The organism is Streptomyces albidoflavus, from assembly GCF_000719955.1.
Classification (GTDB): domain Bacteria; phylum Actinomycetota; class Actinomycetes; order Streptomycetales; family Streptomycetaceae; genus Streptomyces; species Streptomyces albidoflavus.
This window is the reverse complement of the sequence record NZ_JOII01000002.1, coordinates 320,716-344,494: the sequence shown is the minus strand read 5'-3', so window position 1 is coordinate 344,494 and position 23,779 is coordinate 320,716. Positions and strand designations below refer to the sequence as shown.

General features: G+C 73.7%; 22 protein-coding genes and 1 riboswitch. Of the genes, 14 read left to right on the top strand and 8 right to left on the bottom strand.

The window, feature by feature from the left end; translation table 11 throughout:
* The first annotated feature begins 11 nt into the window (after nucleotides 1-11).
* The 4 genes from ftsR (at nucleotide 12) to IF45_RS0103335 (ending at nucleotide 3,531) form a co-directional block, all read left to right on the top strand.
* A complete protein-coding gene (gene ftsR / locus IF45_RS0103350) occupies nucleotides 12-743 on the top strand; it encodes a transcriptional regulator FtsR (protein WP_030305378.1) in 732 nt (243 codons plus the stop codon).
* 63 nt (nucleotides 744-806) lie between these two features.
* Nucleotides 807-1,283 carry a bifunctional nuclease family protein gene (locus IF45_RS0103345; protein ID WP_030305376.1) on the top strand — a complete coding sequence of 159 codons (477 nt, stop codon included), beginning with the start codon at nucleotides 807-809 and terminating at the stop codon, nucleotides 1,281-1,283.
* Between the two features lie 163 nt (nucleotides 1,284-1,446).
* Nucleotides 1,447-2,082: a MerR family transcriptional regulator gene (locus tag IF45_RS0103340; protein ID WP_008417548.1), complete on the top strand. Its 636-nt coding sequence runs from the start codon at nucleotides 1,447-1,449 to the stop codon at nucleotides 2,080-2,082.
* Nucleotides 2,083-2,139: 57 nt separating this feature from the next.
* Nucleotides 2,140-3,531: a DNA polymerase IV gene (locus IF45_RS0103335; protein WP_078842835.1), complete on the top strand. Its 1,392-nt coding sequence runs from the start codon at nucleotides 2,140-2,142 to the stop codon at nucleotides 3,529-3,531.
* Nucleotides 3,532-3,540: 9 nt separating this feature from the next.
* Here the strand turns inward: IF45_RS0103335 and IF45_RS0103330 are convergent, their stop codons facing one another.
* On the bottom strand, nucleotides 3,541-3,912 hold the full coding sequence (locus tag IF45_RS0103330) for a PRC-barrel domain-containing protein (protein ID WP_015508198.1): 372 nt from the start codon (nucleotides 3,910-3,912) through the stop codon (nucleotides 3,541-3,543).
* A gap of 117 nt (nucleotides 3,913-4,029) precedes the next feature.
* Nucleotides 4,030-4,127: riboswitch (glycine riboswitch) on the top strand.
* A gap of 176 nt (nucleotides 4,128-4,303) precedes the next feature.
* Between IF45_RS0103330 and gcvP the strand changes: the two genes are divergently transcribed.
* Nucleotides 4,304-7,189 (top strand): aminomethyl-transferring glycine dehydrogenase, encoded by a 2,886-nt coding sequence (gene gcvP / locus IF45_RS0103325; protein WP_030305372.1) that lies wholly within the window; start codon nucleotides 4,304-4,306, stop codon nucleotides 7,187-7,189.
* A gap of 115 nt (nucleotides 7,190-7,304) precedes the next feature.
* Here gcvP and IF45_RS0103320 read toward each other — a convergent pair whose 3' ends face one another.
* Together IF45_RS0103320 and IF45_RS0103315 are read right to left on the bottom strand one after the other, a co-directional pair.
* Complete coding sequence (locus IF45_RS0103320) at nucleotides 7,305-7,511, bottom strand: DUF5999 family protein (RefSeq protein ID WP_003946919.1); 207 nt, start codon at nucleotides 7,509-7,511, stop codon at nucleotides 7,305-7,307.
* 286 nt (nucleotides 7,512-7,797) lie between these two features.
* A complete protein-coding gene (locus IF45_RS0103315) occupies nucleotides 7,798-8,388 on the bottom strand; it encodes a hypothetical protein (RefSeq protein ID WP_003946918.1) in 591 nt (196 codons plus the stop codon).
* Nucleotides 8,389-8,981: 593 nt separating this feature from the next.
* Here IF45_RS0103315 and IF45_RS0103310 point away from each other — a divergent pair.
* Nucleotides 8,982-10,502, top strand: coding sequence for a glutamate-cysteine ligase family protein (locus IF45_RS0103310; protein ID WP_003946917.1), 1,521 nt, complete (start codon nucleotides 8,982-8,984; stop codon nucleotides 10,500-10,502).
* A gap of 45 nt (nucleotides 10,503-10,547) precedes the next feature.
* On the opposite strand, the gene IF45_RS0103305 is transcribed toward IF45_RS0103310, so the two are convergent.
* Nucleotides 10,548-12,317 (bottom strand): substrate-binding and VWA domain-containing protein, encoded by a 1,770-nt coding sequence (locus IF45_RS0103305; protein ID WP_030305370.1) that lies wholly within the window; start codon nucleotides 12,315-12,317, stop codon nucleotides 10,548-10,550.
* 165 nt (nucleotides 12,318-12,482) lie between these two features.
* Between IF45_RS0103305 and IF45_RS0103300 the strand changes: the two genes are divergently transcribed.
* Entirely contained in the window at nucleotides 12,483-13,283 is an 801-nt protein-coding gene (locus IF45_RS0103300) for a CPBP family intramembrane glutamic endopeptidase (protein ID WP_030305368.1), read from the top strand.
* A 28-nt stretch (nucleotides 13,284-13,311) separates the two neighbouring features.
* On the opposite strand, the gene IF45_RS0103295 is transcribed toward IF45_RS0103300, so the two are convergent.
* Nucleotides 13,312-14,130, bottom strand: coding sequence for a PhzF family phenazine biosynthesis protein (locus IF45_RS0103295; protein WP_030305366.1), 819 nt, complete (start codon nucleotides 14,128-14,130; stop codon nucleotides 13,312-13,314).
* 93 nt (nucleotides 14,131-14,223) lie between these two features.
* The gene (locus tag IF45_RS0103290) at nucleotides 14,224-14,808 is read right to left on the bottom strand and encodes a GNAT family N-acetyltransferase (protein ID WP_030305364.1); all 585 of its coding nucleotides are present in this window, start codon (nucleotides 14,806-14,808) and stop codon (nucleotides 14,224-14,226) included.
* A 186-nt stretch (nucleotides 14,809-14,994) separates the two neighbouring features.
* Here IF45_RS0103290 and IF45_RS0103285 point away from each other — a divergent pair, with 186 nt between their 5' ends.
* The 5 genes from IF45_RS0103285 (at nucleotide 14,995) to IF45_RS0103265 (ending at nucleotide 19,688) form a co-directional block, all read left to right on the top strand.
* A complete protein-coding gene (locus IF45_RS0103285; protein WP_242534395.1) occupies nucleotides 14,995-15,816 on the top strand; it encodes a S1 RNA-binding domain-containing protein in 822 nt (273 codons plus the stop codon).
* Between the two features lie 197 nt (nucleotides 15,817-16,013).
* Complete coding sequence (locus IF45_RS0103280; RefSeq protein WP_026235181.1) at nucleotides 16,014-16,679, top strand: PadR family transcriptional regulator; 666 nt, start codon at nucleotides 16,014-16,016, stop codon at nucleotides 16,677-16,679.
* Nucleotides 16,680-16,853: 174 nt separating this feature from the next.
* A complete protein-coding gene (locus tag IF45_RS0103275; RefSeq protein WP_030305360.1) occupies nucleotides 16,854-17,471 on the top strand; it encodes a Clp protease N-terminal domain-containing protein in 618 nt (205 codons plus the stop codon).
* 99 nt (nucleotides 17,472-17,570) lie between these two features.
* Nucleotides 17,571-18,578 carry an EamA family transporter gene (locus IF45_RS0103270; protein WP_003946909.1) on the top strand — a complete coding sequence of 336 codons (1,008 nt, stop codon included), beginning with the start codon at nucleotides 17,571-17,573 and terminating at the stop codon, nucleotides 18,576-18,578.
* A gap of 147 nt (nucleotides 18,579-18,725) precedes the next feature.
* A complete protein-coding gene (locus IF45_RS0103265) occupies nucleotides 18,726-19,688 on the top strand; it encodes a DMT family transporter (protein ID WP_003946908.1) in 963 nt (320 codons plus the stop codon).
* Nucleotides 19,689-19,732: 44 nt separating this feature from the next.
* On the opposite strand, the gene IF45_RS0103260 is transcribed toward IF45_RS0103265, so the two are convergent.
* A complete protein-coding gene (locus tag IF45_RS0103260) occupies nucleotides 19,733-20,413 on the bottom strand; it encodes a pyridoxamine 5'-phosphate oxidase family protein (protein WP_003946907.1) in 681 nt (226 codons plus the stop codon).
* Nucleotides 20,414-20,449: 36 nt separating this feature from the next.
* Here IF45_RS0103260 and IF45_RS0103255 point away from each other — a divergent pair, with 36 nt between their 5' ends.
* Entirely contained in the window at nucleotides 20,450-21,781 is a 1,332-nt protein-coding gene (locus IF45_RS0103255) for an aminotransferase class I/II-fold pyridoxal phosphate-dependent enzyme (RefSeq protein ID WP_078842834.1), read from the top strand.
* Here the strand turns inward: IF45_RS0103255 and IF45_RS0103250 are convergent.
* Nucleotides 21,772-22,776: a DMT family transporter gene (locus IF45_RS0103250; protein ID WP_030305357.1), complete on the bottom strand. Its 1,005-nt coding sequence runs from the start codon at nucleotides 22,774-22,776 to the stop codon at nucleotides 21,772-21,774. The genes IF45_RS0103255 and IF45_RS0103250 overlap by 10 nt on opposite strands.
* Before the next feature lie 73 nt (nucleotides 22,777-22,849).
* Between IF45_RS0103250 and IF45_RS0103245 the strand changes: the two genes are divergently transcribed.
* A complete protein-coding gene (locus IF45_RS0103245) occupies nucleotides 22,850-23,755 on the top strand; it encodes a LysR family transcriptional regulator (protein ID WP_030305356.1) in 906 nt (301 codons plus the stop codon).
* Nucleotides 23,756-23,779 lie beyond the last annotated feature (24 nt).

Genomic DNA, 23,779 nt, shown 5'->3' with positions numbered 1-23,779 from the left:
CAGGAAGGTCTATGCGTCAATCAGCGAGGGGCGGTGCCGGAAACGGCACCGCCGCCGCGGACAGTCGGCCGGTGAGTATCGGCACGGTGCTCAGCACGCTCCGTGACGAATTCCCCGAAGTGACCATCTCCAAGATCCGTTTCCTGGAGTCCGAGGGGCTCGTCGAGCCGCAGCGCACCCCCTCGGGGTACCGCAAGTTCAGCCCGCAGGACATCGAGCGGCTCGCCCAGGTCCTGCGTATGCAGCGCGACCACTACCTCCCCCTCAAGGTCATCAAGGAGCACCTCGACGCCGTCGAGCGCGGCGAGGAGTACCCGCTCCCCGGCGTCGGCCGGCAGCGCGAGGCCCAGGAGACCGACCCCGGCGCCCCCACCGTCCGCCGCGTCGGCCGGGCGGAGCTCCTGGCCGCCGCCGAGGTCGGCGAGGAGGAACTCGCCGAATGGGAGTCGTACGGGCTGATCGGCCCGCTGCCCGAGGGGGACTACGACGCCCGGGCGGTGCGCGTCGCCGCTCTGGTGGCCGAACTGGGCCGCTCGGGAATCGAGCCGCGGCACCTGCGGGCCATGAAAGCCGCCGCCGACCGGGAGGCATCCCTGGTCGAGCAGATCGTCGCGCCCCTGCGCCTGCACCGGAATCCGCAGACCAGGGCCCATGCCCAGGAGCGGACCAAGGAGCTGGCCGAGCTCACCACGAGCCTGCATTCGGCGCTCTTCCAGAGCGCTCTCGGGGTACGCCTGCCCTGATCCGGACCGATCCAGCCGGAGCCCGACTACCCAAACCCGTCGGGCACGTCCTAGGGTTGCTGTGTGAACGAGCTCGACGTCGTAGGTGTCCGGGTCGAAATGCCCTCCAACCAGCCGATCGTGCTCCTGCGCGAAGTGGGAGGCGACCGCTACCTCCCCATCTGGATCGGACCGGGTGAGGCGACCGCCATCGCGTTTGCCCAGCAGGGCATGACCCCTGCCAGGCCGCTGACGCACGACCTCTTCAAGGACGTCCTGGAGGCCGTGGGGCAGGAGCTGACCGAAGTGCGCATCACCGACCTGCGGGAAGGCGTCTTCTACGCGGAGCTGGTCTTCGCCAGCGGGGTCGAGGTGAGTGCCCGCCCGTCCGACGCCATAGCCCTCGCGCTGCGCACCGGCACGCCGATCTACGGCAGTGACGGGGTGCTCGACGACGCGGGGATCGCCATCCCCGACGAGCAGGAGGACGAGGTGGAGAAGTTCCGCGAGTTCCTCGACCAGATCTCGCCGGAGGACTTCGGCACCAACAACAGCCAGTAGCGATCGGCCGACTCCTAGGGCCGATCGACGGCCTTTCCCGGAAACGGGACACGGTAAACCACCCTTGGGGGGAATATCACCCGGCGTGGCGAGCGCGGCGATCGTTGACGCACCCCGGGTGACTGCCTACCGTCGACAAGCAGGTCAAGGACGGAGGGTCGGCGTGAGCATCAGCGGCGACGGTACGACGGGGGGTGCTCCGGGGCTCAGCCCCCGCGAGCGCGGTCCGTACCCGCTTCACGGCAGGTCGGCGGCACGGCAGGCGCGGCCGGTCGAGGCCGTCGCCGACGGCGTGGAGAAGGCCGGGGACGACATCGGATACCGGGGTCCCACCGCCTGTGCCGCGGCCGGGATCACCTACCGCCAACTGGACTACTGGGCCCGTACCGGACTGGTCGAGCCGAGCGTCCGGCCGCCGCACGGGGGCGCGGCACAGCGGCTCTACAGCTTCCGCGACGTGGTCGTCCTCAAGATCGTCAAGCGGTTCCTCGACACCGGGGTCTCCCTCCAGAACATCCGCACCACCGTCCAGCACCTGCGGGACGGCGGCTTCCGCGACTTGGAGCGGATGACGCTGATGAGCGACGGCGCCACAGTCTACGAGTGCACCTCGCCCGACGAGGTGGTCGACCTCCTCCAGGGCGGCCAGGGCATCTTCGGCATCGCCGTGGGCGTCGTCTGGTCGGACGTGGAGAGGGCCCTCGCCCAGCTCCACGGGGAGCGGGTGGAGACCGGGGAGACGGTGGTGCGCCACCACCCCGCCGACGAGCTGGCCCGGCGGCGCAACCGGGCGGTCTGAACCGGCCCCCGGGCCGTCCGGCCGTCGTTGTCGGTGGCGTAGGGCAGCATCGACCACGTGAGATCCGCGCCCACGATCCTCCATCTCGACATGGATGCCTTCTACGCCTCGGCGGAGCAGGCCGCCAAGCCGAGCCTGCGCGGAAAGGCGGTGGTGGTCGGCGGGCTCGGGCCGCGCGGAGTGGTGGCGACCGCCTCCTACGAGGCGCGGCGGTTCGGGGTCCACTCGGCGATGCCCACCGCGCAGGCGCGCCGGCTCGCCCCGCACGCCGCGTACCTCACCCCCCGCTTCACCCTCTACCGCGACGTCAGCAACCAGGTCATGGGACTGCTGAGGGCACTCTCGCCGCTGGTGGAGCCGCTCAGCCTGGACGAGGCCTTCGTCGACCTGGAGGCGGGCGGGGCCGCCTTCGACAGTGCTTCGGCCCGCGAGGTGGGGGAGCGGCTGCGGGCGGACATCAGAAGAGTCACGGGGCTGAGCGGGTCGGTCGGGCTCGCCGTGTCGAAGATGCTCGCCAAGATCGGCTCGGAGCGGGCCAAGCCCGACGGGCTGGTCCTCATCGAGCCGGGCACGGAGCGCGAACTGCTGGCGCCACTCCCGGTCCGGGTGCTGCCCGGCGTTGGCCCGGCCACCGGTGACCATCTGCGCCGCGCGGGCATCACCACCGTCGACGAGATCGCCGAGGCCGGCCAGGACGAGCTGGTCCGGCTGCTCGGCCGGGCGCACGGCACCGGGCTGTACGCCATGGCTCTCGCCCTCGACGAGCGGCCCGTGGTCTCCGAGCGGGAGGGCAAGTCCGTCTCCGTGGAGGACACCTACGACCTCGACATCCACGACCGGGTCCGGGTGCGCGGCGAGGTGGCGCGGCTGGCGGAGCGGTGCACCCGCCGGCTGCGCGAGGCGGGCCGCTCCGGGCGCACGGTGGTCCTCAAGGTCCGCCGGTACGACTTCTCGACGCTGACCCGCTCGGAAACCCTGCGCGGCCCCACCGACGACCCCGCGGTGGTCCGGGAGGCCGCAGCGCGGCTCCTGGAGGGCGTGGACACCACCGGCGGGGTCCGCCTCCTCGGCGTGGGCGTCAGCGGCCTCGCCGACTACACGCAGGAGGACCTGTTCGCCCAGGCCGCGGGGGAGCGGGCGGCGGCGGAGGCGGAGGCTGCCGCGGAGGCGGACGAGCAGGCGACGCCGGGGCCCGCGGCCGAGGCGGTGGAGCCGGGCGCACCGGCCGCGCCGGAGGAGCGGCGCTGGCCCGCCGGTCACGATGTCGTCCACGCCGTCCACGGGCCCGGCTGGGTGCAGGGCAGCGGGGTCGGACGCGTGACCGTGCGGTTCGAGACGCCGACCTCGGCGCCGGGCCGGGTGCGTACCTTCCGCACGGACGACCCGGAGTTGAGCCTGTCGGCGCCGCTGCCCCTGGTCGAGGAGGATGGCGGGGCCGGCCGAGGGTGAGCGGGGCGGTCAGGGCTCCTCGGTGCCCGCGATGCGGCCGAAGTCGCGGTCGGGGGGCGGTTCGGGGGCGCCGATGTCCAGCCCGTAGTGGTGGTAGAGCTGGAGTTCCTGCTCCGGGGAGAGGTGGCGGCCCACGCCGAAGTCGGGGGCCTCGCGGATGAGGGCGCGTTCGAAGGGGATGCGCAGCCCTCCTTCGACCAGCTCGCTCGGTTCCAGGGGGACGAAGGCGTCGCGGCTGAACAGGCCGGTGCGTACGGCGGCCCACTCCGGGACGCCGGTGGCGTCGTCCAGATAGACCTCGTCGACCGTGCCCACCTTGGTGCCGTGGCGGTCGAACGCCTTGCGTCCGATCAGGCTGCGGGGATCGATATCGCTCTGCACGGAACCCTCCCAGGGGCATCGCAGCACATGCGTCCCTCCTACGAAAGGGCACATCCCGCCGCTCGGCCACTCGAACGGACCCGGCGCGGTTCCCGCTGATAGGCTGGTTGTGGCTGTCGACCCCGTGCGGGAGAGTCCTCCGGCGTTCACCGCGGAGGCGCCGAAGGAGCAAATCCTCCCCGGAATCTCTCAGGCCCCCGTACCGCACGGACGAGGTCACTCTGGAAAGCAGGGCGGGAGGCGGACGCTCCGTGCGCACCCTGACCTCACCGACGGTGAAAACCGGCGTCCGCGCCGGTGAAGCTCTCAGGTCCGGATGACAGAGGGGGAGGCCGTACGGGCACCCGCGGCGGGTGTCCCACGCAGGTCGCGTCGACCAGGAGGCCTCCGCATGACCGCCAACCGCACCCCGCTCTCCCGCCTCGAACAGGGCGTCCCGTTCGAACAGCGGCACATCGGGCCCGACGCCGGTGACCGCGCCAAGATGCTGGCTCAGGTGGGCTACGGCTCGCTGGACGAACTCACCGCCGCCGCCGTCCCCGACGTGATCAAGAGCGCCGAGGCGCTGGACCTGCCCGACGGCCGCTCCGAGGCGGAGGTCCTCGCCGAACTGCGCAGCCTCGCCGACCGCAACCAGGTCGTCGACTCCATGATCGGCCTCGGCTACTACGGCACCTTCACCCCGCCGGTCATCCTGCGGAACGTCATGGAGAACCCGGCCTGGTACACGGCGTACACGCCCTACCAGCCGGAGATCTCGCAGGGCCGGCTGGAGGCGCTGCTGAACTTCCAGACCACGGTCGCCGACCTCACCGGCCTGCCCACCTCGGGCGCCTCGCTGCTGGACGAGGGCACCGCCGCCGCCGAGGCGATGGCGCTCTCGCGCCGGGTCGGCAAGGTCAAGCAGGGTGTCTTCCTCATCGACGCCGACGCCTTCCCGCAGACCGTCGCGGTGATCGAGACCCGCGCCGAGCCGACCGGCGTCGAGGTGGTCGTCGCCGACCTCAGCGAGGGCATCCCCGCCGAGGTCGCCGAGCGAGGAGTCTTCGGCGTCCTGCTCCAGTACCCCGGCGCCTCCGGGGCCGTCCGCGACCTCAAGCCGGTCATCGACGCCGCCCACGAGCTGGGTGCCGTCGTCACCGTCGCCGCCGACCTGCTCGCCCTGACCCTGCTGACCCCGCCCGGCCAGCTCGGCGCCGACATCGCCGTCGGCACCACCCAGCGCTTCGGTGTCCCGATGGGCTTCGGCGGCCCGCACGCCGGATACATGGCGGTCCGTGAGAAGTTCGCCCGCAGCCTGCCCGGCCGCCTGGTCGGCGTCTCGGTCGACGCCGACGGCGACCGCGCGTACCGGCTCGCCCTGCAGACCCGTGAGCAGCACATCCGCCGCGAGAAGGCCACCAGCAACATCTGCACCGCGCAGGTGCTGCTCGCCGTGATGGCCGGCATGTACGCGGTCTACCACGGGCCCGAGGGGCTGCGCGCCATCGCCGGGCGCACCCACCGCTTCGCCGCGCTGCTCGCCGCCGGGCTGCGCCAGGGCGGCGTCGAGGTCACCGAGGAGTCCTTCTTCGACACCGTGACGGCGCGGGTGCCCGGCCGGGCCGCCCAGGTCGCCTCCGCCGCCCGCGAGCGGGGCATTAACCTCCGCCAGGTCGACGCCGACCACCTCTCCGTCGCCTGCGACGAGACCACCACCCGCGCCCGGCTCGCCGCGGTCTGGGAGGCCTTCGGCGTCGGCGCCGACATCGAGGAGCTGGACGCCTCCGCCCCGGACGCGCTGCCCGAGGCGCTGCTGCGCGAGGACGCGTACCTGACCCACCCGGTCTTCCACCAGTACCGCTCCGAGACCGCCATGCTCCGCTACCTGAAGCGGCTGGCCGACCGGGACTACGCGCTGGACCGGGGCATGATCCCCCTCGGCTCCTGCACGATGAAGCTGAACGCGACCACCGAGATGGAGCCGGTCACCTGGCCGGAGTTCGGCGCGCTGCACCCCTTCGCCCCCGCCGACCAGGCGCAGGGCTACCTCACGCTCATCCGCGAGCTGGAGGAGCGCCTCGCCGAGGTCACCGGCTACGACAAGGTCTCGCTGCAGCCCAACGCCGGTTCGCAGGGCGAGCTGGCCGGGCTGCTCGCCGTCCGCGGCTACCACCGGGCCAACGGCGACCTGGACCGCACCGTCTGCCTGATCCCCTCCTCGGCCCACGGCACCAACGCCGCCAGCGCCGTCATGGCCGGGATGAAGGTCGTCGTCGTCAAGACCTCCGACGACGGCGAGATCGAGATCGAGGACCTTCGGGCCAAGATCGAGCAGTACCGCGAGCAGCTCGCCGTGCTCATGATCACCTACCCGTCGACCCACGGTGTCTTCGAGGAGCACGTCGCCGACATCTGCGCCGCCGTCCACGACGCCGGCGGCCAGGTCTACGTCGACGGCGCCAACCTCAACGCGCTGGTCGGCCTCGCCAAGCCCGGCCGGTTCGGCGGCGACGTCTCCCACCTCAACCTGCACAAGACCTTCTGCATCCCGCACGGCGGCGGCGGCCCCGGCGTCGGCCCGGTCGGCGTCCGCGAGCACCTCGCGCCCTTCCTGCCCAACCACCCGCTCCAGCCCGCAGCGGGCCCCGCCACCGGCGTCGGCCCGGTCTCGGCGGCCCCGTGGGGCTCCGCGGGCATACTCCCGATCTCCTGGTCGTACGTCCGGCTGATGGGCGGCGAGGGGCTCAAGCGCGCCACCCAGGTCGCGGTTCTCGGCGCCAACTACATCGCCAAGCGGCTGGAGCCGCACTTCCCGGTGCTCTACACCGGCCCCGGCGGGCTCGTCGCCCACGAGTGCATCATCGACCTGCGCCCGCTCACCAAGGCGACCGGCGTCAGCGTCGACGACGTCGCCAAGCGGCTGGTCGACTACGGCTTCCACGCGCCGACCATGTCGTTCCCGGTCGCCGGGACGCTGATGATCGAGCCGACCGAGAGCGAGAACCTCGCCGAACTCGACCGCTTCTGCGAGGCGATGATCGCCATCCGCGGCGAGATCGAGCAGGTGGCCACCGGCGCCTGGCCCGCCGAGGACAACCCGCTGCGCAACGCCCCGCACACCGCCCGCACCCTCACCGGCGACTGGGACCACCCCTACAGCCGCGAGGAGGCCGTCTTCCCGGCCGGCGTGCACGCGGCCGACAAGTACTGGCCGCCGGTCCGCCGGATCGACCAGGCGTACGGCGACCGCAACCTGGTCTGCTCCTGCCCGCCGCTGGACGCGTACGAGGACTGATCCGCGGGCCTTCCCCCGGGGGAGGCCGCAGACACGTGAGGGCCGGTTCGGAGGCGTCTCCGAGCCGGCCCTGCCGTTTCCTCCCGCGCGGTGTGCGGCTGCCGCGCGCCCTCGCTCACGCCGCCGTGGTCACCCGGCCCGGGGTCAGCGGCCGGTGCGGTGCGACGATCTGCCCGTCGGGCAGCAGCTCGCCGGTGTCCTCGAAGAGGACGACGCCGTTGCACAGCAGGCTCCAGCCCTGTTCCGGGCGGTGCGCCACCACGCGGGCGGCCTCCCGGTCGGCGGAGTCGGCGGTGGGGCAGAGAGGCTGGTGCTGGCACATGGGTGGGTTCTTTCCCTGCGATGTGGTTGCTGTCCTGCTCGACGTGTTCTTCATGACCGCCCCCGTCTGATCGGTCGTCCCAGTGTTGCCCCGTGGCGCCGAATCCGCAGGCATTTCGCGGCAGCGCTCCTCACTGGGGGAGGACGCGTCACCCGTGCGGGCGGTTCATGTCAACTGCCCTGTCAATTCGGATGGTTGGAACTGGTCACATCGGGCTAGCCCACAAGAGGGGTGGTGCGCCCCGGGCGCGAGGAGGGAGCGTACGGCCTCCCCGCGCCCCGGGTGGTCAGGCCGGCAGGAGCGGGCCCGGCAGCTGGCCGGGGGTCAGGCGCCGGGTCAGCACCGGCAGCAGCTCGGAGGCCGGGTAGGGCCGGTGGGCGGCGATGCCGGGCGGGGCCGGGGCGATCGGGACCAGCAGGTCGGTGGGGAGCGGTCCGCCCCGGCCGGCGTCGGCCGCCGGGTCGCCGTGCAGCCAGAGCGTCAGCATGTACAGCCCCGGGACCGACAGCAGGCGCGGCTGGTGCGGCGCGGCGAGGCCGTCGGCCTGGCGCAGGGCCGCCTCGGTGGCGGTGACGTACGGACCTTCGAAGAAGTGCGAGAAGGCCCAGCCGTCCGGGGTGAGGCGGGTGTCGGCGGCGGCCACGGCCCGCTCGCCGCTGCGGATCAGGAACCGCCAGCCGGCGAGCCGGGTCGGCGAGTCGCTCTCCAGGGTGGCGCGGTCCATGACATGGACCGGCAGCGGGAGTTCCGGGCTGGTCGGGCCGGTCGCCGCGCGGAGCGCGGAGGTGCGGGCCTCGCGGACGGCCGTCGGGGAACCGAGGGCGGCGAGGACGCTGCGCTCGGCGGGCGCGGGAGCCGGGAAGAAGTGCAGCGGCATGGTGGGTCGCCTCTCGTCGGGCAGGCAGGGGACATCAGGGCAGGCGCGGACGACGCTGTCAGCTCAGAGCGAAGGGGCGGGGCAGGGACCGTCGGCCCCCTCCGGTAGAACGGTGCGTGAGGCCGCGATGATCCGCCGGACAGGTCCTGGCGGTCGCCAATTCACTGCCTCGTTCGCGGAGTTTATACGACGTGTGTTCCATCGGCGCTTCGCCTACCGTTGCTCGGAATTGCGGGCAAGGCGGTATTCGGTCGCCATAATGAGGGGTTCATCCGGATTTTCTCGGGACGGCACGCCTGTGACCTGGATATTCATCCCGTGGGCGGTCGGCCTGTTCCTGTCGGCGATTTCACCACCCGCCCGCCGCCCTCCGGGGGCCGAGTGAGCGACGGATCAGGGCCGAACAGGTGCCGTGCTGCGCGAGGTCATTCGCCCGCGGCTTGCCGCGTGAATGTGCCCAGTGCCTCGGTCCGGATCGAGCCTAGCGCGCGGCGGGCCGCCGCGGGGCGTTATGGATCGCATTGCCTGGGCATCATCTTCCGTGGACCAGCCCTGGTCGGCAGCCGGGGACCAGTACCCCGGGGAGGGCATCGATGGGCGAGAAGGTCGAGGCGGGATCGTTCGATCTGGCGGATCGGCATGCGTTCCGGCGCAAACTTCAGCAGTGCCAGCGGGCGCTGGAGCGGATGCTGGACGAGAAGCGCTTCGACCGCCCGAAGAACCTCCTGGGCCTGGAGATCGAACTCAATCTCGCGGGCTCCGACGGCCTGCCGCGAATGATGAACCAGCAAGTGCTGGAGCGGATCGCGAGCCGCGATTTCCAGACCGAGCTGGGAATGTTCAATCTCGAAGTGAATATCGCCCCCCACCGATTGGGTGATCGCGTACTGGACCGGCTGGCCGAGGAGTTGCGGATCGGCCTCGGGTATGCCGACCGTAAAGCCGGAGAGCTGGACGCCGGGATCGTCATGATCGGAATTCTGCCGACCCTCACCCGTGATGATCTGGTCTCCGCCAATCTCACCGACGTCGACCGCTACCGCCTTCTCAACGACGAGATCGTCGCCGCCCGGGGCGAGGAATTCCCGCTCGACATCGAGGGGGTCGAGCGGCTGCGCTACACCGCCTCGTCGATCGCCCCCGAGGCCGCCTGCACCTCCGTGCAGCTCCACCTCCAGGTGACCCCGGACCGCTTCGCCGACGTGTGGAACGCCGCGCAGGCCGTCGCCGCCGTGCAGATCGCGATCGGGGCCAACTCGCCGTTCCTCTTCGGCAAGGAGCTGTGGCGCGAGTCGCGGGCGCCCCTCTTCCTCCAGTCGATCGACACCCGTCCGGTGGAACTCCAAGTCCAGGGGGTGCGCCCGCGCACCTGGTTCGGCGAGCGGTGGATCTCCGGTGCCCGCGAACTCTTCGCGGAGAACCTGCGCTACTTCCCCGGGCTGCTGCCGATCTGCTCCGAGGAGGACCCCGAGGCCGCCCTGGCCGCCGGCCAGGCCCCCTCCCTCGCCGAGATGGTCCTGCACAACGGCACCGTCTACCGCTGGAACCGCCCGGTCTACGGCGTCGCCGACGGTGTGCCCCACCTGCGCGTCGAGAACCGCGTCCTGCCCGCCGGCCCCACCGTCGTCGACGTGGTCGCCAACGCCGCCTTCTACTACGGGCTGGTCCGCTCGCTGGCCGAGAGCCGCACCCCGGTCTGGACGAAGCTCCCCTTCGAGGCGGCCGAGGCCAACTTCGACGCCGCCTGCCGGTACGGGATCGACGCCCGCCTCACCTGGCCCAGGCGTGGCAAGTACACCGGGACCGCCGAGACCGACGCGGCCACCCTCGTCCTGGAGGAGCTGCTCCCGCTCGCCTCCGCCGGGCTGGACGCCTGGGGCGTCGACCCGGCCGACCGGGACCGCTACCTCGGCGTCATCGAGGCCCGCTGCCGCCGGCGGACCAACGGCGCCGCCTGGCAGGCGGCCACGTACCACCGGGCGCGGGAGAGCGGGATGGAGCGGCGTCCGGCGCTCGCCGCCATGGTGCGCCGCTACAGCGACCTGATGCACGCCGGGGAGCCGGTGCACACCTGGCCGGTCGGCGTCACCGACGCGACCGCCCGGCCGGTCTGAGCCCGGCCGGGCGGGGGAGCCGTACGGCTCGGGAGGTGGCGGCGGTCAGAGGGTGCTGCCCGCCTCCATGATCGCCTTGAGGATCACGGCGTGGATCTGCGCTGGGTCGCTGACCTGGTGACCGGAGCCGCCGGTGGCCTCGGCGATCTCCTTGACCTCCTCCTTGTCGGCGGCCGGGCCGACCGCGATGGCGATCACCGGGACGGGGCGGTCCGGGTCGCGCAGCCCCTCCAGCTCGGCGACGAGGGAGCTGCGGGAGATCGACCCCGGGTCCTCGTTGACCCCGTCGGTGAGGATCACCAGGGCGTTGAACTTCCCGCTGACGTAGCTGTCCTGCGCCGCCCGGTAGGCGGCGAGAGTCGTGTCGTAGAGCCCCGTCGCGCCGTCCGGGACGGGGGTGAGGTCGCCGAAGGCGGCGGTCAGCTTCTCGCGGTGCGCCTTGCCCTTCTCGTCCCGGTCGCCGAGGCGGCGGGTCTCGACCAGCTTGCGGAAGTCCTTGTCGCCGTCGAGGTGGGTGGCGAACTCCCACAGGCCGATCTCGTCGTCCGGGGTGAACTGGGAGAGCGCCTGGATCAGCGACGCCTTGGTGACGTCCATCCGCGACTGGTCGCGGCCCGGCACCGGCTGCGCCATCGAGCCGGAGGCGTCGACCACCGTGGTCAGCCGGGCGCTCTGCACCGTGATGGTCCACATGCCGAGCGTCTCCTGCACCGCCTCCGGGGCCGGCGGCTCGAACTCCTCCTGCTCGTACGGCTGCGGGGTGCGTCCGCCCGCCGCGGTGACGACGGCCTCGTCGGCGCCGCCGGACTCCGGGCGGAAGCCGTGCCGGGCGAGGACCCGGCGGCCCTCCGGCTCGCCGAAGAAGGTCATGAAGCGGACCGCCGCCCGGCTCTCGTCGGTGGTCTGCCCGCGCTCGTCGACCAGGGTGAAGGGGTAGTCGAGCAGCGGCGTGCCGTCCTTCGGGTAGAAGAGGTCGAGCCCCTCCTCTTCCTCGGTGCCGGCGTTGTGCCGGTGGGCGGCCTGCTCGGTGAGGATCAGCGCCTGGTTGCGGCGCGGGTTGCCCTGCTCGGTGCCGGAGTCGTCGCGGGCCAGAGTGTCCAGGACCTGGCCGTCGCTGTCCGACATGCGCGAGGCGAGGATCTTCGCGGCCTCGGCCACCTGGGTGTTGTCCTTGTCGCCCGCCTCGGCGGCGGAGGCGCCGACCATGGTGAGGGCGAGCAGGCCGGGGGCGCTGCGGGCCGGGTCGGCCGTGCCCAGGCGGAGCTTCTCGCCCGAGGTGGCCGCCGCGGTCAGCTCGGCCCAGCTGTACGTCTTCGACGGCCACCCCAGCGAGCGGGCGGCGCTCGGCAGCATGGCGACGCCCACCGGCGTGGCCGCGAGGTTGCCGGTGGGCGTGACGGGGGTGCTGTCGCTGTCGGAGCCCGCTCTGTCCAGCCAGAGGGCGGAGTCGGGCACCCACACCTCGTACTCGCCGCCCTTGCCCGCCCGCAGGGCGTCGGCCACCTGGTAGGCGTCGCGCGGCGTGACCCGGACGTCCATGCAGTGGCCGTCCGAGGTCACCTCCTTGTCGCGGATGTGGGTGGCCGCCTGTCTGAGCGCCGGGGCGATGTCCGGCGCGGCCACCACGTCGACGCGTACCGCCTCGTCCGTGCAGGAGCCGCCGAGCGGCAGCAGGCCGTTGCGTCCGGCCACCGCGGTGCCCGCGGCGACCGCGAGGACGAGGACCGTGGCGATGGCGACGGTGCGGCCCCGGGCCCGGGGGCGAGGGTCGGGCGCAGCGGCCCCGTACTCATCGGGCAAGCTGTGACGTCCCATTGCGGTGGTGCCCCTCCTTGAGCGATGAAGCAAGGAGAGGGGGACAGGCGCGCCGTCGACGGCGCCCGTCCCCCTCGGCCTGTCGCGCACGATCTTCGGATCTGTTTTCGAGACCCTAGCGGGGTGTGCGGGCGGATGGGCCGGGATTGCACAACTGGAGGCAGAGTGCGGACGGAGGCAGGGCTGGTGGCTGGTTCTCTACGGGGGGAAGATCCCTCACGACGGGTGTTCCGGGACGAAACGCTGATCGTGCTGGCGCTGTCGCTGGGGGCGAGCGCCGTCTCCTCCCTGATCAGTTTCGTCGGCTCGGTCACCCGGCCGGGCGGACTGAAGGACCAGGCGGCCAATCTCAACTCCTCGGCGGCGCCGGGGCGTCCGTGGCTGGATCTGGCCTGGCAGCTCTTCGGCATCGCGACCGCCCTGGTGCCCGTGCTGCTCGTCCTCCACCTGCTCACGCGGGAGGGCGCCGGAGCCCGTTCGATCGGCTTCGACCTCACCCGGCCGCGCTTCGACCTGACCCGGGGCACGGCTCTGGCGGCCTGCATCGGCAGCGCGGGACTCGCCTTCTACCTCGTCTCGCGCGCCGTCGGCATGAATCTCACCGTCGTTCCGGAGTCGCTGCCCGGCGAGTGGTGGAAGTTCCCCGTGCTGATCCTCTCGGCGGCCGAGAACTCGGTCCTGGAGGAGGTGATCGTGGTCGGCTACCTGCTGCGCCGGCTCGAACAGCTCGGCTGGAGTCCGGTCGCCGCCCTGCTGGCCAGCTCGGTGCTGCGCGGCTCGTACCACCTCTACCAGGGCATCGGCGGCTTCATCGGCAACCTGGTGATGGGCGTCGTCTTCGCCTTCCTCTACCAGCGCTGGCGCCGTGTCGGGCCGCTGGTGGTCGCCCACACCCTCCTCGACATCGGCGCCTTCGTCGGGTACGCGCTGCTGGCGGGGAAGGTCGGCTGGCTGCCGACGGCCTGAGCGGCCGCCGGCAGCCGGGCCCGGTCGCTCACACCAGCAGTTCGCCGTCGAGGACGGTGACCGCGTCGCCGGTCAGCAGCGTCCGGTCGCCGCGCACTTCGGTACGGACGATGCCGGTCCGCGCCCCGCCCTGGAACCCGGTCAGCCGGTCGCGGCCCAGGCGGGCCGTCCAGTACGGGGCGAGGGCGGTGTGGGCGCTGCCGGTGACCGGGTCCTCGTCGATGCCCACCTGCGGGAAGAAGCCGCGCGAGACGAAGTCGTAGCCGGCGGCCGGATCGTCGGCCAGGGCGGTGGCGATGATGCCGCGCCGGCTGTGGCGGACGAGGGCGCGGTGGTCGGGCTCCAGCTCCCGGACGGTCTTCTCGTCGGGGAGCTCCAGCAGCAGGTCGCCGCAGTGCGGGCCGGTGTCGTGGACGCTGAGCGGCACGGCGCCCAGGGCCTCGGCGAGTCCCTCGGGCAGGGGCTCCTCGGTCAGCGGGGCGGTGGGGAAGTCCAGCGTGTGCCCGCCGTCGGCGTTGGGCACCGCGGTGAGGACACCGCTGCGGGTGGCGAAGCGCAGCGGGCCCCCGCCCGGGGCGACCCGCCCGTCGGAGGTGAGCGCGTGGGCGGTGGCGAGGGTGGCGTGGCCGCACAGGTCCACCTCGCGGAGCGGGGTGAACCAGCGCAACGCCCAGTCGGCCTCGCCGCCCGGCTCCAGCGGATGGGCGAAGGCGGTCTCGGAGAGGTTCACCTCGGCGGCGATCCGCTGGAGCCGTTGGTCGTCGGGAAAGGCGTCGAGCAGCATGACCCCGGCCGGGTTCCCGGAGAAGGGGCGGTCGGTGAAGGCATCGATGATTCGCAGGCGCATGGGGCGAGCGTGCCGCCCCCCGGCCAACGGCGGCAAAGGCCAATCGCGGGTCGGTGGACCTGCTTTCGCCGCGCCCGGCACGGCTTCCGGCGCTCACCGGCGCCCGGCCGCGCCGCCCTCGGGGACCGTGGGTCGTACATTCCCGGAGACCAGGGCCCAGCGTTCGTGGTCCCGCCACTCCCCGTCGATCACCTGGAAGGCGGGCGAGAACCCCTCGTACCGGAACCCCAGCCGTTGGACGAGGGAGAGCGAGCGGGTGTTGCCGGGCTGGATGTTCGCCTCCAGCCGGTGCAGGCCCAGGGGACCGAAGGCGTACCGGATCACGAGGCCCAGCCCTTCGGTGAGGTAGCCCCGGCCGGTCGTCGCCGCGTACGCGGTGAAGCCTAGGGTGCCGCACTGCCGGCTGCCGCGGAGGATGTCGTTGACGTTGACTCCGCCCACGATCGCCCCGCTCTCTGGCAGGCAGATCACGAACCCCTCGTGCGCCGGCCGCCCGAACCGCTCCAGGCGGCGCTCGAACGCCTCCACCGTCGGCTCCTGGACGCCCAGCCAGGGCCGGTGCAGCTCGGCGCTCTCGCGGGTGAGGGCGGCGATCTCGGCGTAGTCCCGCCGGCGGAGGTGACGCAGGGCCACGCGGGGGCCCTGGCTGAGGTGGGGGCTGGGCTTGATCGATGCCATCGGCTCACGGTAGGGGGGCGGCCGGGGGCGGCGACAAGCAGGCGGCCTGTGCCGATGCGTGAGGTTCTCGCCCTCTCAGGGGATTTCGCGCGGCGGACGGGGGCGGTCGATCCCGGGTTTCTCGGCGAGGTCTGAGGCTCTCGGGCGTCGCTCGACGGCACGGGGGCGCGTACTAGGCTCGGCTTCGTGACCGCGTCCGCGCCCGATCCTCGGCTGGAGTCCCTGAGGGGCCGGCTCCTGCCGGGAGCCGTGCGGACGGTGAGGGTCGTCGGGTTCGACGGGGCGGACGTCCTGGTGCGGGTGGTGGACGCCGGGGAAGGGGCGTCGGAGACCGGGCGGATTCCGCTGCACGACGTGTCGATGCGCCGGGTGGGGCACCCGTCCGAGCTGTTCACGGTCGGTCAGGAGATCGAGGCCGAGGAGACCGGGCGGTGGCGCGGCGGGCAGCCGCACTTCTCCGCCAGGGCGTGCGAGAACCCGGCGCTACGGGCTTTCCTGCTCGGGTGCGCACCGGGGCAGGTGGTCACCGGGACTGTTGCCGGGGTGCACGGCTTCGGGGTCTTCGTCCATGTCGACGGTGAGCCGGAGGGGATGTGCACCGGCTTCGTCCGGGTGCCGGACCTGACCTGGGGCTGGATCGAGCACCCGTCCCAGGCGGTCGAGGCCGGCCGGCGGATCACCGCCGAGGTGATCACCGCGGAGACGCGCAGCGGGCAGATCGCGCTGTCCTTGAAGGCGCTGCAGGAGGATCCGCTCATCCGGTTCGCCGACCAGGCCGGCTTGGTCCTCACCGGGACGGTCGTCAGGATCCTTCCTTTCGGCGTGCTCGTGCGGCTCGCTCCGGACGTCGTGGGGCTCCTGCACCTCTCCGAACCGGGTGGCGGGCCGTCCGCCACGCCGGGCCGGCTGGTCGCCGAGGGTGAGCCGATCACGGTGAAGGTCACCGAGGTCGATCTTGAGCGGCACCGGGTGCGGCTGTGCGCCGTCGGCCGGGCGGCCGAGAGCTAGCGAACCGGCTGGGCGGCGGCCCCAGGGGCCGGGGCCTGGCCCCTGGACGTACCCGCTGCGGGGGCGCTCCTCGCCCCCGCGCTCCATGGTCCATCAGACGTCGCCTCGGGGAGACGCAAACCAGAGCCTTGCCGTAAGAACAGTTCCGATATATCGTTGAGGCATCGCGACCGATTACGAACGGAAGGAGCGTTGCGATGCGTATCCACGGACACGAACACGAGCATGAGCACGGACTGGGGCACGGGCGGCAGTTCGGCTCCCACCACGGAGGGCGCGGCCCTGAGGGGTTCGAGCGTTGGGGTGGGGGCCGGCGTGGGCCGGACGGTGACGACCGGCGGCGTATGGCCTTCGGGCCGTTCGGGCCCGGCTTCGGGCCCGGTGGGCCCTGGGGCGGGCGCGGGCGTGGCGGCGGCCGGGGGAGGGCGCGGCGCGGTGACGTGCGCGCCTCGATCCTGGCGCTGCTGGCCGACCGGCCGATGCACGGCTACGAGATGATCCAGGAGATCGCCGAACGCAGTGGCGGTGCCTGGAAGCCCAGCCCCGGATCGGTGTACCCGACCCTCCAGCTGCTGGAGGACGAGGGCCTCATCGCCAGTGAGAGCAGCGGCGGCAAGAAGCTGTTCGCGCTCACCGAGGAGGGCCGGACCGCCGCCGAGGCGGGGCCGGACGCCCCCTGGGAAGAGGTCGGCCGGGGTGTCGACTGGGAGAGCGTCAACGAGATCCGCCAGGCCGGGGCCGGGCTGATGGAGGCGTTCGGCCAGGTCTGGAAGACCGGCACCAAGGAGCAGCAGGAGAAGGCGCTCGCCGTCGTCAACGACGCCCGCAAGCGGCTCTACCTGATCCTCGCCGACCAGGACTGACCCCGCGGCGTGCCCCGGGGGCGTGCGGAACGACCCGCACGCCTCCCGTCCGCGCCGGGCCGCCCCTCCTCCGCAGGGAGGAGGGGCGGCCGCGTCGTGCCCACCCTGTGTCGGACGCGCGAATGCGTCCCCCCGGGGATGTGGACGAAGCGCCCGAATGGTGAGGTGGTGGGTGTGTACCGCCCTCTCCACACATCGGACCCCGGACCCGTCCCGGCCGACGGTTCCCCGCGGCCCGAGCTGGCCAACGCCCTGGCGGGCGCGCGCCGCCGTGCCCAGCGGGACGGCGACGGCCAGGCCGACACCGCGCACCTGCTCCACGCCCTGCTGGAGCACGACCCCGCCAGCCGCGAGGCCGTCGACGCCTGCGAGCAGGGCGGCGAACAACTGGTGAAGCTCCTCGGCCTGCTGGTCCAGCGGAACATCGGTTACGGGCTCAAGTGGCACGGTTCCGTCGAGGACTCCGGCGCGGTGCCGATGGCCCGGTCCGACGGCTGGTCGCCGGCGGCGGCCGAGGCGCTGGAGGCCGCCCGGAAGCGGGCGGACGGCCGGGGCGACCGGCCGGCGGGCCCCGATCTGCTGGCCGGGCTGGTCGCCGACCCCGAGTGCCGGGCCGTCGAGGTCATGGAGCGGGCCGGGGTCGACCGGGAGCTGCTGCGCCGCCGTCTCGGCACGGAGCCGGTGCCTCCGCTTGGGGACCCGGTCCCTCGCGTCGGCGAGCAGGCCGGGCCGATCGACGTGTCGGCGCTGCGCCGGGAACTCGGCGCGCCGAAGGACCGCCCGGGCTCCTGACGGTAAGGAGCACCACGGGGTGACGCCCCTGATCTCTGCTGTCATGATGTGCCCGTGTCAGCCTCCTCCGCTTCCCCCGCATCCGCGGCCCACACCCCTGTGACCTCCCGTCGGCCGTTCGGCGGGCGCGGCGCGGGGCTCGGCCTCGCGCTCGTCTCCGCCCTCGCCTTCGGCGGCTCCGGTGTCGCCGCCAAGCCGCTCATCGAGGCCGGGCTCGACCCGCTCCACGTCGTCTGGCTGCGGGCGGCCGGCGCGGCCGTGGTCATGCTGCCGCTCGCCTGGATCCACCGCGATCTGCCGCGCAGGCGACCGGCGTTGCTGCTCGGCTTCGGCCTGCTGGCCGTGGCGGGCGTCCAGGCGTGCTACTTCGCCGCGATCTCCCGGATTCCGGTCGGCGTCGCGCTGCTGGTCGAGTACCTGGCGCCGGCGCTGGTCCTCGGCTGGGTGCGGTTCGTGCAGCGGCGTCCGGTGACCCGGGCCGCCGCCTTCGGGGTGGTGCTCGCCGTCGGCGGGCTCGCCTGTGTGGTCGAGGTGTGGGCCGGGCTCCGCTTCGACGTGGTCGGGCTCCTGCTGGCGCTCGGCGCGGCCTGCTGCCAGGTCGGCTACTTCGTCCTCTCCGACCAGGGCGGCGACGCCGGGGACGAGGCACCGCATCCGCTCGGCGTCATCGCGTACGGGCTGCTCGTGGGGACCGCGGTGCTCACCGTGATCGCCCGGCCCTGGTCGATGGAGTGGAGCCTGCTCGCCGGGACGGCGCGGATGGACGGGACGCCGGTCGCGGCCTTCCTGCTGCTCGGCTGGATCGTGCTGCTCGCCACCGCCCTCGCCTACGTGACCGGGGTGGTGTCGGTGCGCCGGCTGTCGCCCGCCGTCGCCGGGGTCGTGGCGTGTCTGGAGGCGGTGGTGGCCACCGTGCTCGCCTGGGTGCTGCTCGGTGAGCATCTCTCGCTGCCGCAGATCGCCGGGGGCGTGGTGGTCCTGCTCGGCGCGTTCATCGCCCAGTCCTCCACCCCGGCGGCTCCCTCGGCGGGGCCGGTCGCAGGGTCGGCTCCGGCCGGGAAGCGGACGGCCGGTGAGGAGTTGTCCGGGGCCCGCGACCCTGCCTAGAGTGCGGTCCATGCCCCATGCACTCGTCCTTCCGCCGCCTGCCGCCTGAGGCGGGCCCCCGCGCGTCGTGACCCGGCCGGCCGCCGGGGCGGCGAGTGCTGCCCGCAGACGTGAACCGTTCGCTTCACACCACCTGCGGAGAACACCATGTCCCACCCCTCTGCCGTCGCCCTGCCCGTGGGCCGCGGCCTCTTCTACCTGGTCGTCGCCGGTGCGGCCTGGGGAACGGCGGGCGCCGCCGCCTCCCTGCTCTACCGCGCCAGCGACATCGGCCCCGTCTCCCTCTCCTTCTGGCGCTACGTCGGCGGGCTCGCCCTGCTCCTCGGCGTGCACGCCCTGCGGCGCGGACGGCGCGCGCCGCGGCCCGCCGAACCGCTGCGACGCAAGGTCCGCCGGGTCCTCGCCACCGGGATCGGCCTGACGGTCTTCCAGACCGCCTACTTCGCCGCGGTGCAGGAGACCGGGCTCGCGGTCGGCACCGTGGTGACCCTCGGTTCGGGGCCCGTGCTGATCGCGCTCGGCGCCCGGCTGCTGCTGGGGGAGCGGCTGGGGCTCGGCGGCCTCCTCGCCGTGGGCGGCGCGCTGCTCGGGCTGGCCGTGCTCGTCCTCGGCGGGGAGGGGGCGACGGTCCGGCCGTGGGGGATCGCGCTCGGCGTGATCGCGGCCGCCGGGTACGCCTCCATCACCCTGATGACGCGCTTCTGGGGCCGGGACGGGGACGGCGATCCGCTCTCCACCACCACCTGGGCCTTCGCCGTCGGCGCCCTGCTCCTCCTGCCGTTCGGCCTGCTGGAGGGGCTGGTGCCGCAGAGCGCCGACCCGGTCCGCGTGGTCTGGCTCCTGGTGTACGTCGCCGCCGTGCCGAGCGCCCTCGCCTACGCCCTGTACTTCGCCGGGGCGGCCGTGGTCCGCTCGGCGACCGTCTCCGTGATCATGCTGCTGGAGCCGGTCAGCGCCGCCGCCATCGCGGTGCTCCTGCTCGGCGAGGAACTGACGGTGCCGACGGTGCTCGGGACGCTCCTCATGCTGGTCGCCGTGGTCGGCCTCGCGGTGGCCGAGACGCGCGGCGCCTCCGCCGCCCGGCGCCCGGCCGCCGGGACGGCCGGCTGACGCGGCCGGGGCGGTGCCCCGCCGGGCGCCGCCCCTGGCTCCGGTCAGCTCGCGGGAGCGAGGTACCCGGGCAGCGGGACGTCCGCGCCGAGGTCGGCGGCGGGGGCCGGGGTCCCGTACCGGGTCTCGACGGGGACCAGCCCGGACCAGTAGGGCAGCGCCAGGTCCTCCGGTTCGTCGTTGGGCTCGCCGGTGCGGGACTTGGCGGAGACTTCGGCCAGTTCGAGGCGGAGCACGGCCGTGGCGGCCAGTTCCTTGGCGTCGGCGGGGCGGCAGTCGGCTGAGCGGCCCGGCACGACCTGGTCGACCAGCGCGTCCAGGGCGGCGGCCTTCTCGGCCGGGTCGGTCACCTGGTGGGCGGTGCCGTGGGCCACCACCGAGCGGTAGTTGAGCGAGTGGTGGAAGGCGGACCTGGCCAGCACCAGGGCGTCGAGGTGGGTGACGGTCACGCAGACCGGCAGTCCGGCCTCGCCCCGGGCGGAGTGGAGCGGGCGGGACCCCGTCGAGCCGTGGACGTAGAGGTGCTCGCCGATCCGGGTGTACAGGGTCGGCAGGACGACCGGGGCGCCGTCGCGCACGAAGCCGAGGTGGCAGACGGTGCCTTCGTCGAGGATCGCGTGCACGGTCTCCCGGTCGTAGGAGGCGCGGTCGCGGGAGCGGGTGGGGACGGTGCGCGGGGTGGGGACGTAGGCGCCCTGGTCCGGGGATTCTTGCGGCGCGGCCATGGCGAACTCCAATTGCACTAGTGCATAATGTGGTTTGTGCTAGGAGAGTATCGGATCACCGGGCGGCGTGCCGCAGAGATTTCCGCCAGCGTGGAGCGGGGCGTCGCCACCGGCGCGCTCCCGCCGGGCCACGCCCTGCCGCCGCTGCGGGAGCTGGCCGACCGGCTGGGGGTCAACGCGAACACCGTCGCGGCCGCCTACCGCCTGCTGCGGGAGCGCGGGGTGATCGAGACGGCCGGGCGGCGCGGCAGCCGCGTCCGGGCCCGGCCGGTCTCCACGCCGCGCGACCAGATCCGGGTCGAGGTGCCGCCCGGCGCCCGCGACCTGTCGACCGGCGACCCCGACCCGCGGCTTCTGCCCGCCCTCGCGCCCGCCTTCGCCGAGGCCGCCCGCGCCGCCGACGCCCGGCCGGTCCTCTACGGACAGGAGCCGCTGGACGCCGGGTTCGCCCGGCTCGCCCGCGCCGCCTTCCTGGCCGACGGGGTCCTCGCCGGCCCGCTCGCCGCGACCTCCGGCTCCCTCGACGCCATCGAGCGCGTCCTCGCCGCCCATCTGCGGCCCGGTGACGCCCTCGCGGTCGAGGACCCGGGCTGGGGCAGTCTCCTCGATCTCGTCCCGGCGCTCGGGCTGCGGCCGCTGCCGGTCGCCGTCGACGACGAGGGTCCGCTGCCCGGGGAGATCCGGCGGGCGGTGGCGGAAGGCGCCCGCGCCGTGGTGCTGACCTGCCGGGCGCAGAATCCGACCGGCGCGGCCGTCTCCGCCGAACGTGCCCGGGAGTTGCGCGAGGTGCTCGCCGCCCACCCCGAGGTGCTGCTCGTCGAGGACGACCACGGCCACGGCATCGTCGCGCCGCCCCCGCATCCGCTGGCCGGCACCACCACCCACTGGGCCTTCGTCCGCTCGGTCGCCAAGGCGTACGGCCCTGACCTGCGGGTCGCCGTCGTGACGGGGGACGCCGTCACCCTCGACCGGCTCCGGGGCCGCCAGCGGCTCGGGCCCGGCTGGGTGAGCCTGCTGCTCCAGCGGGCCGTCGCCGCGCTCTGGCGGGCCGGCACCCCCGGCCTCGCCGAGGTCGCCCGCGCCTACGACGAGCGGCGCGAGGCGCTGATCCGGGCGCTGGAGGCCCGTGGGGTCGCGGCCCGGGGCGTGGGCGGACTCAACGTCTGGGTCCCGGTCCCCGACGAGACCCGCGCGGTCTCCGCGCTGCTCCAGGCCGGCTGGGGCACGGCGCCGGGCGCGCGCTTCCGGCTCGGCGCTCCGCCCGGCGTCCGGATCACCGTGTCCCCGCTCTCCCCGGACGATCTGGAGCCCCTGGCGGACGCCGTGGCGGAGGCGGTGCGGCCCTCGCGGGGGGTGCGTTACGACTGAGGCCCGCCGGTGCGCGCCGGCCTGGCGCGGCTCTGGGCGAGGGCCGCACCGACCAGCACCACCACCGCGCCTACCGGTGTCGACCAGGTCAGGGGCTCGCCGAGCAGGGCGACGCCGGCGGCGGTGGCGATGACCGGGATCAGGTAGGTGACCATCTGGGCGATGGTCGGGCCTACCTCGGTCACCAGCCCGTACTGGAGGAGCAGGGCGAGGCCGGTGCCGAGGGCGCCGAGGGCGACGACGGCCAGCAGCGGGCCGAGCGGGAACGTGGTCGGCACCGAGGTGAAGAGCGGGGTGACCAGAGCCAGTTGGACGGTGGCCAGCAGCAGCTGGCCGGTCATCACGGAGAGGTGCGAGGCGTCCACCCCGGCCAGCGTCCGGCGTACGTAGATCCAGCCGACCGGGTAGCAGAGCGAGGCGAGCAGGGCGAGGGCCGTTCCCCGGACGTCCAGGCCGCTGAATCCCTCCCAGACGCCCAGCACCGTCAGCACGCCGAGGAAGCCGAGGCCGAGTCCGGCGACCCGGCGCCGGGTCGGCCGGTCCTCGGAGAGGGCGACCAGGGAGAGGGCCATGCCCCAGAGCGGCGAGGTCGCGTTGCAGATCCCGGCCAGGGTGGAGGGGATGGTCAGTTCGGCGTAGGCGAAGAGGGTGAAGGGCACCGCGTTGAGCAGGAACGCCGCCACCGTCAGATGGGCCCAGACACGGGCGCCGCGCGGCAGCCGGTCGCGGCGGACGGCGAGTGCCCCCGCCAGCAGCAGGGTGCCGAAGACCAGGCGGCCCAGGGTCACCTGGAGCGGGGCGTACGCCTCCGTGCCGACCTTGATGAGCAGGAAGCTGAAACCCCAGATCAGCGACAGCACGGCGAACCGGACCCGCCAGCCGGCCCGGCGGGCGCGGGGCGGGGCGGGGAGGGCCGGCGGGGCGGGGGAGGCGGCCGGAGTCAGCTCCGGTATCTGCGTGGCGGGAGCCCCGGGGACCGGGGGAGCGGTGGTCATGCCGCTACTCTGCGCCGCGTCACCTTTAAGAACAAGCGACGATAATTGCGAGGAACCGCGTAGGATCGCTTACATGTTGAACCTGGAGCGCCTGCGCACCCTCGACGCCCTCGCCCGCCACGGCTCGGTGGTCGCGGCCTCCGCCGCGCTGCACGTCACCACCTCCGCCGTCTCCCAGCAACTGGGCAAGCTGGAGCGCGAGACGGGCCGGCAGCTCATTGCCCGGCAGGGGCGCGGGGTGCGGCTCACCGACGCCGGGCGGCTGCTGGCCGGCCACGCGGCCCGCATCCTCTCCCAGGTGGAGCAGGCCGAGGTGGACCTGGAGGCACAGCGCGGCGCCGTCGTCGGCGAGCTGCGGCTCAGCGCCTTCCCGACCGCCGCCCGCGGCCTGGTGCCCCCCACCCTCGCCGTCCTGGCCGCCGCCCACCCGGCCCTGCGCGTCCGCTCCCGCGAACTGGAGGCCGGGGAGGGCGTACGCGCGGTGCTGCGCGGGGACCTCGACCTGGCGGTGGTGCTCGACTGGTACAACAAGCCGCTCCCGCTCCCCGCGGGGCTGGTCAAGGCCCCGCTGCTGGACGACCCGGCCGACGTGGCCGTGCCGGTGGACCATCCGCTGGCCGGGCGGGAGTCGGTCGAGCTGGCGGAGCTGGCCGAGGACCCCTGGATCACCTGGGGGGAGGGCGAGTTCTGCCACGAATGGCTGATGGTCACGCTGCGCGCCCAGGGCGTCGAACCGCGCACCCCCCACCGCGCGGAGGAGAGCCACACCCAACTCGCCCTGGTCGCCGCCGGGCTGGGCGTCTGCGTCGTCCCCCGGCTCGGCCGCGACCCGGTTCCCGAGGGCATCCGCACCCTGGCGGTCCGCAACGGCATCCGCCGCCACGTCTACGCCCTCTGGCGCGCCGACGCCGACCGGCGCCCCTCGATCCGGGCCGCCGTCGCCGCCCTGGAGCAGGCGGCGGCCGCCGTGCGGAGCTGAGCGAGGGCCCGCCGCGGCTACCCA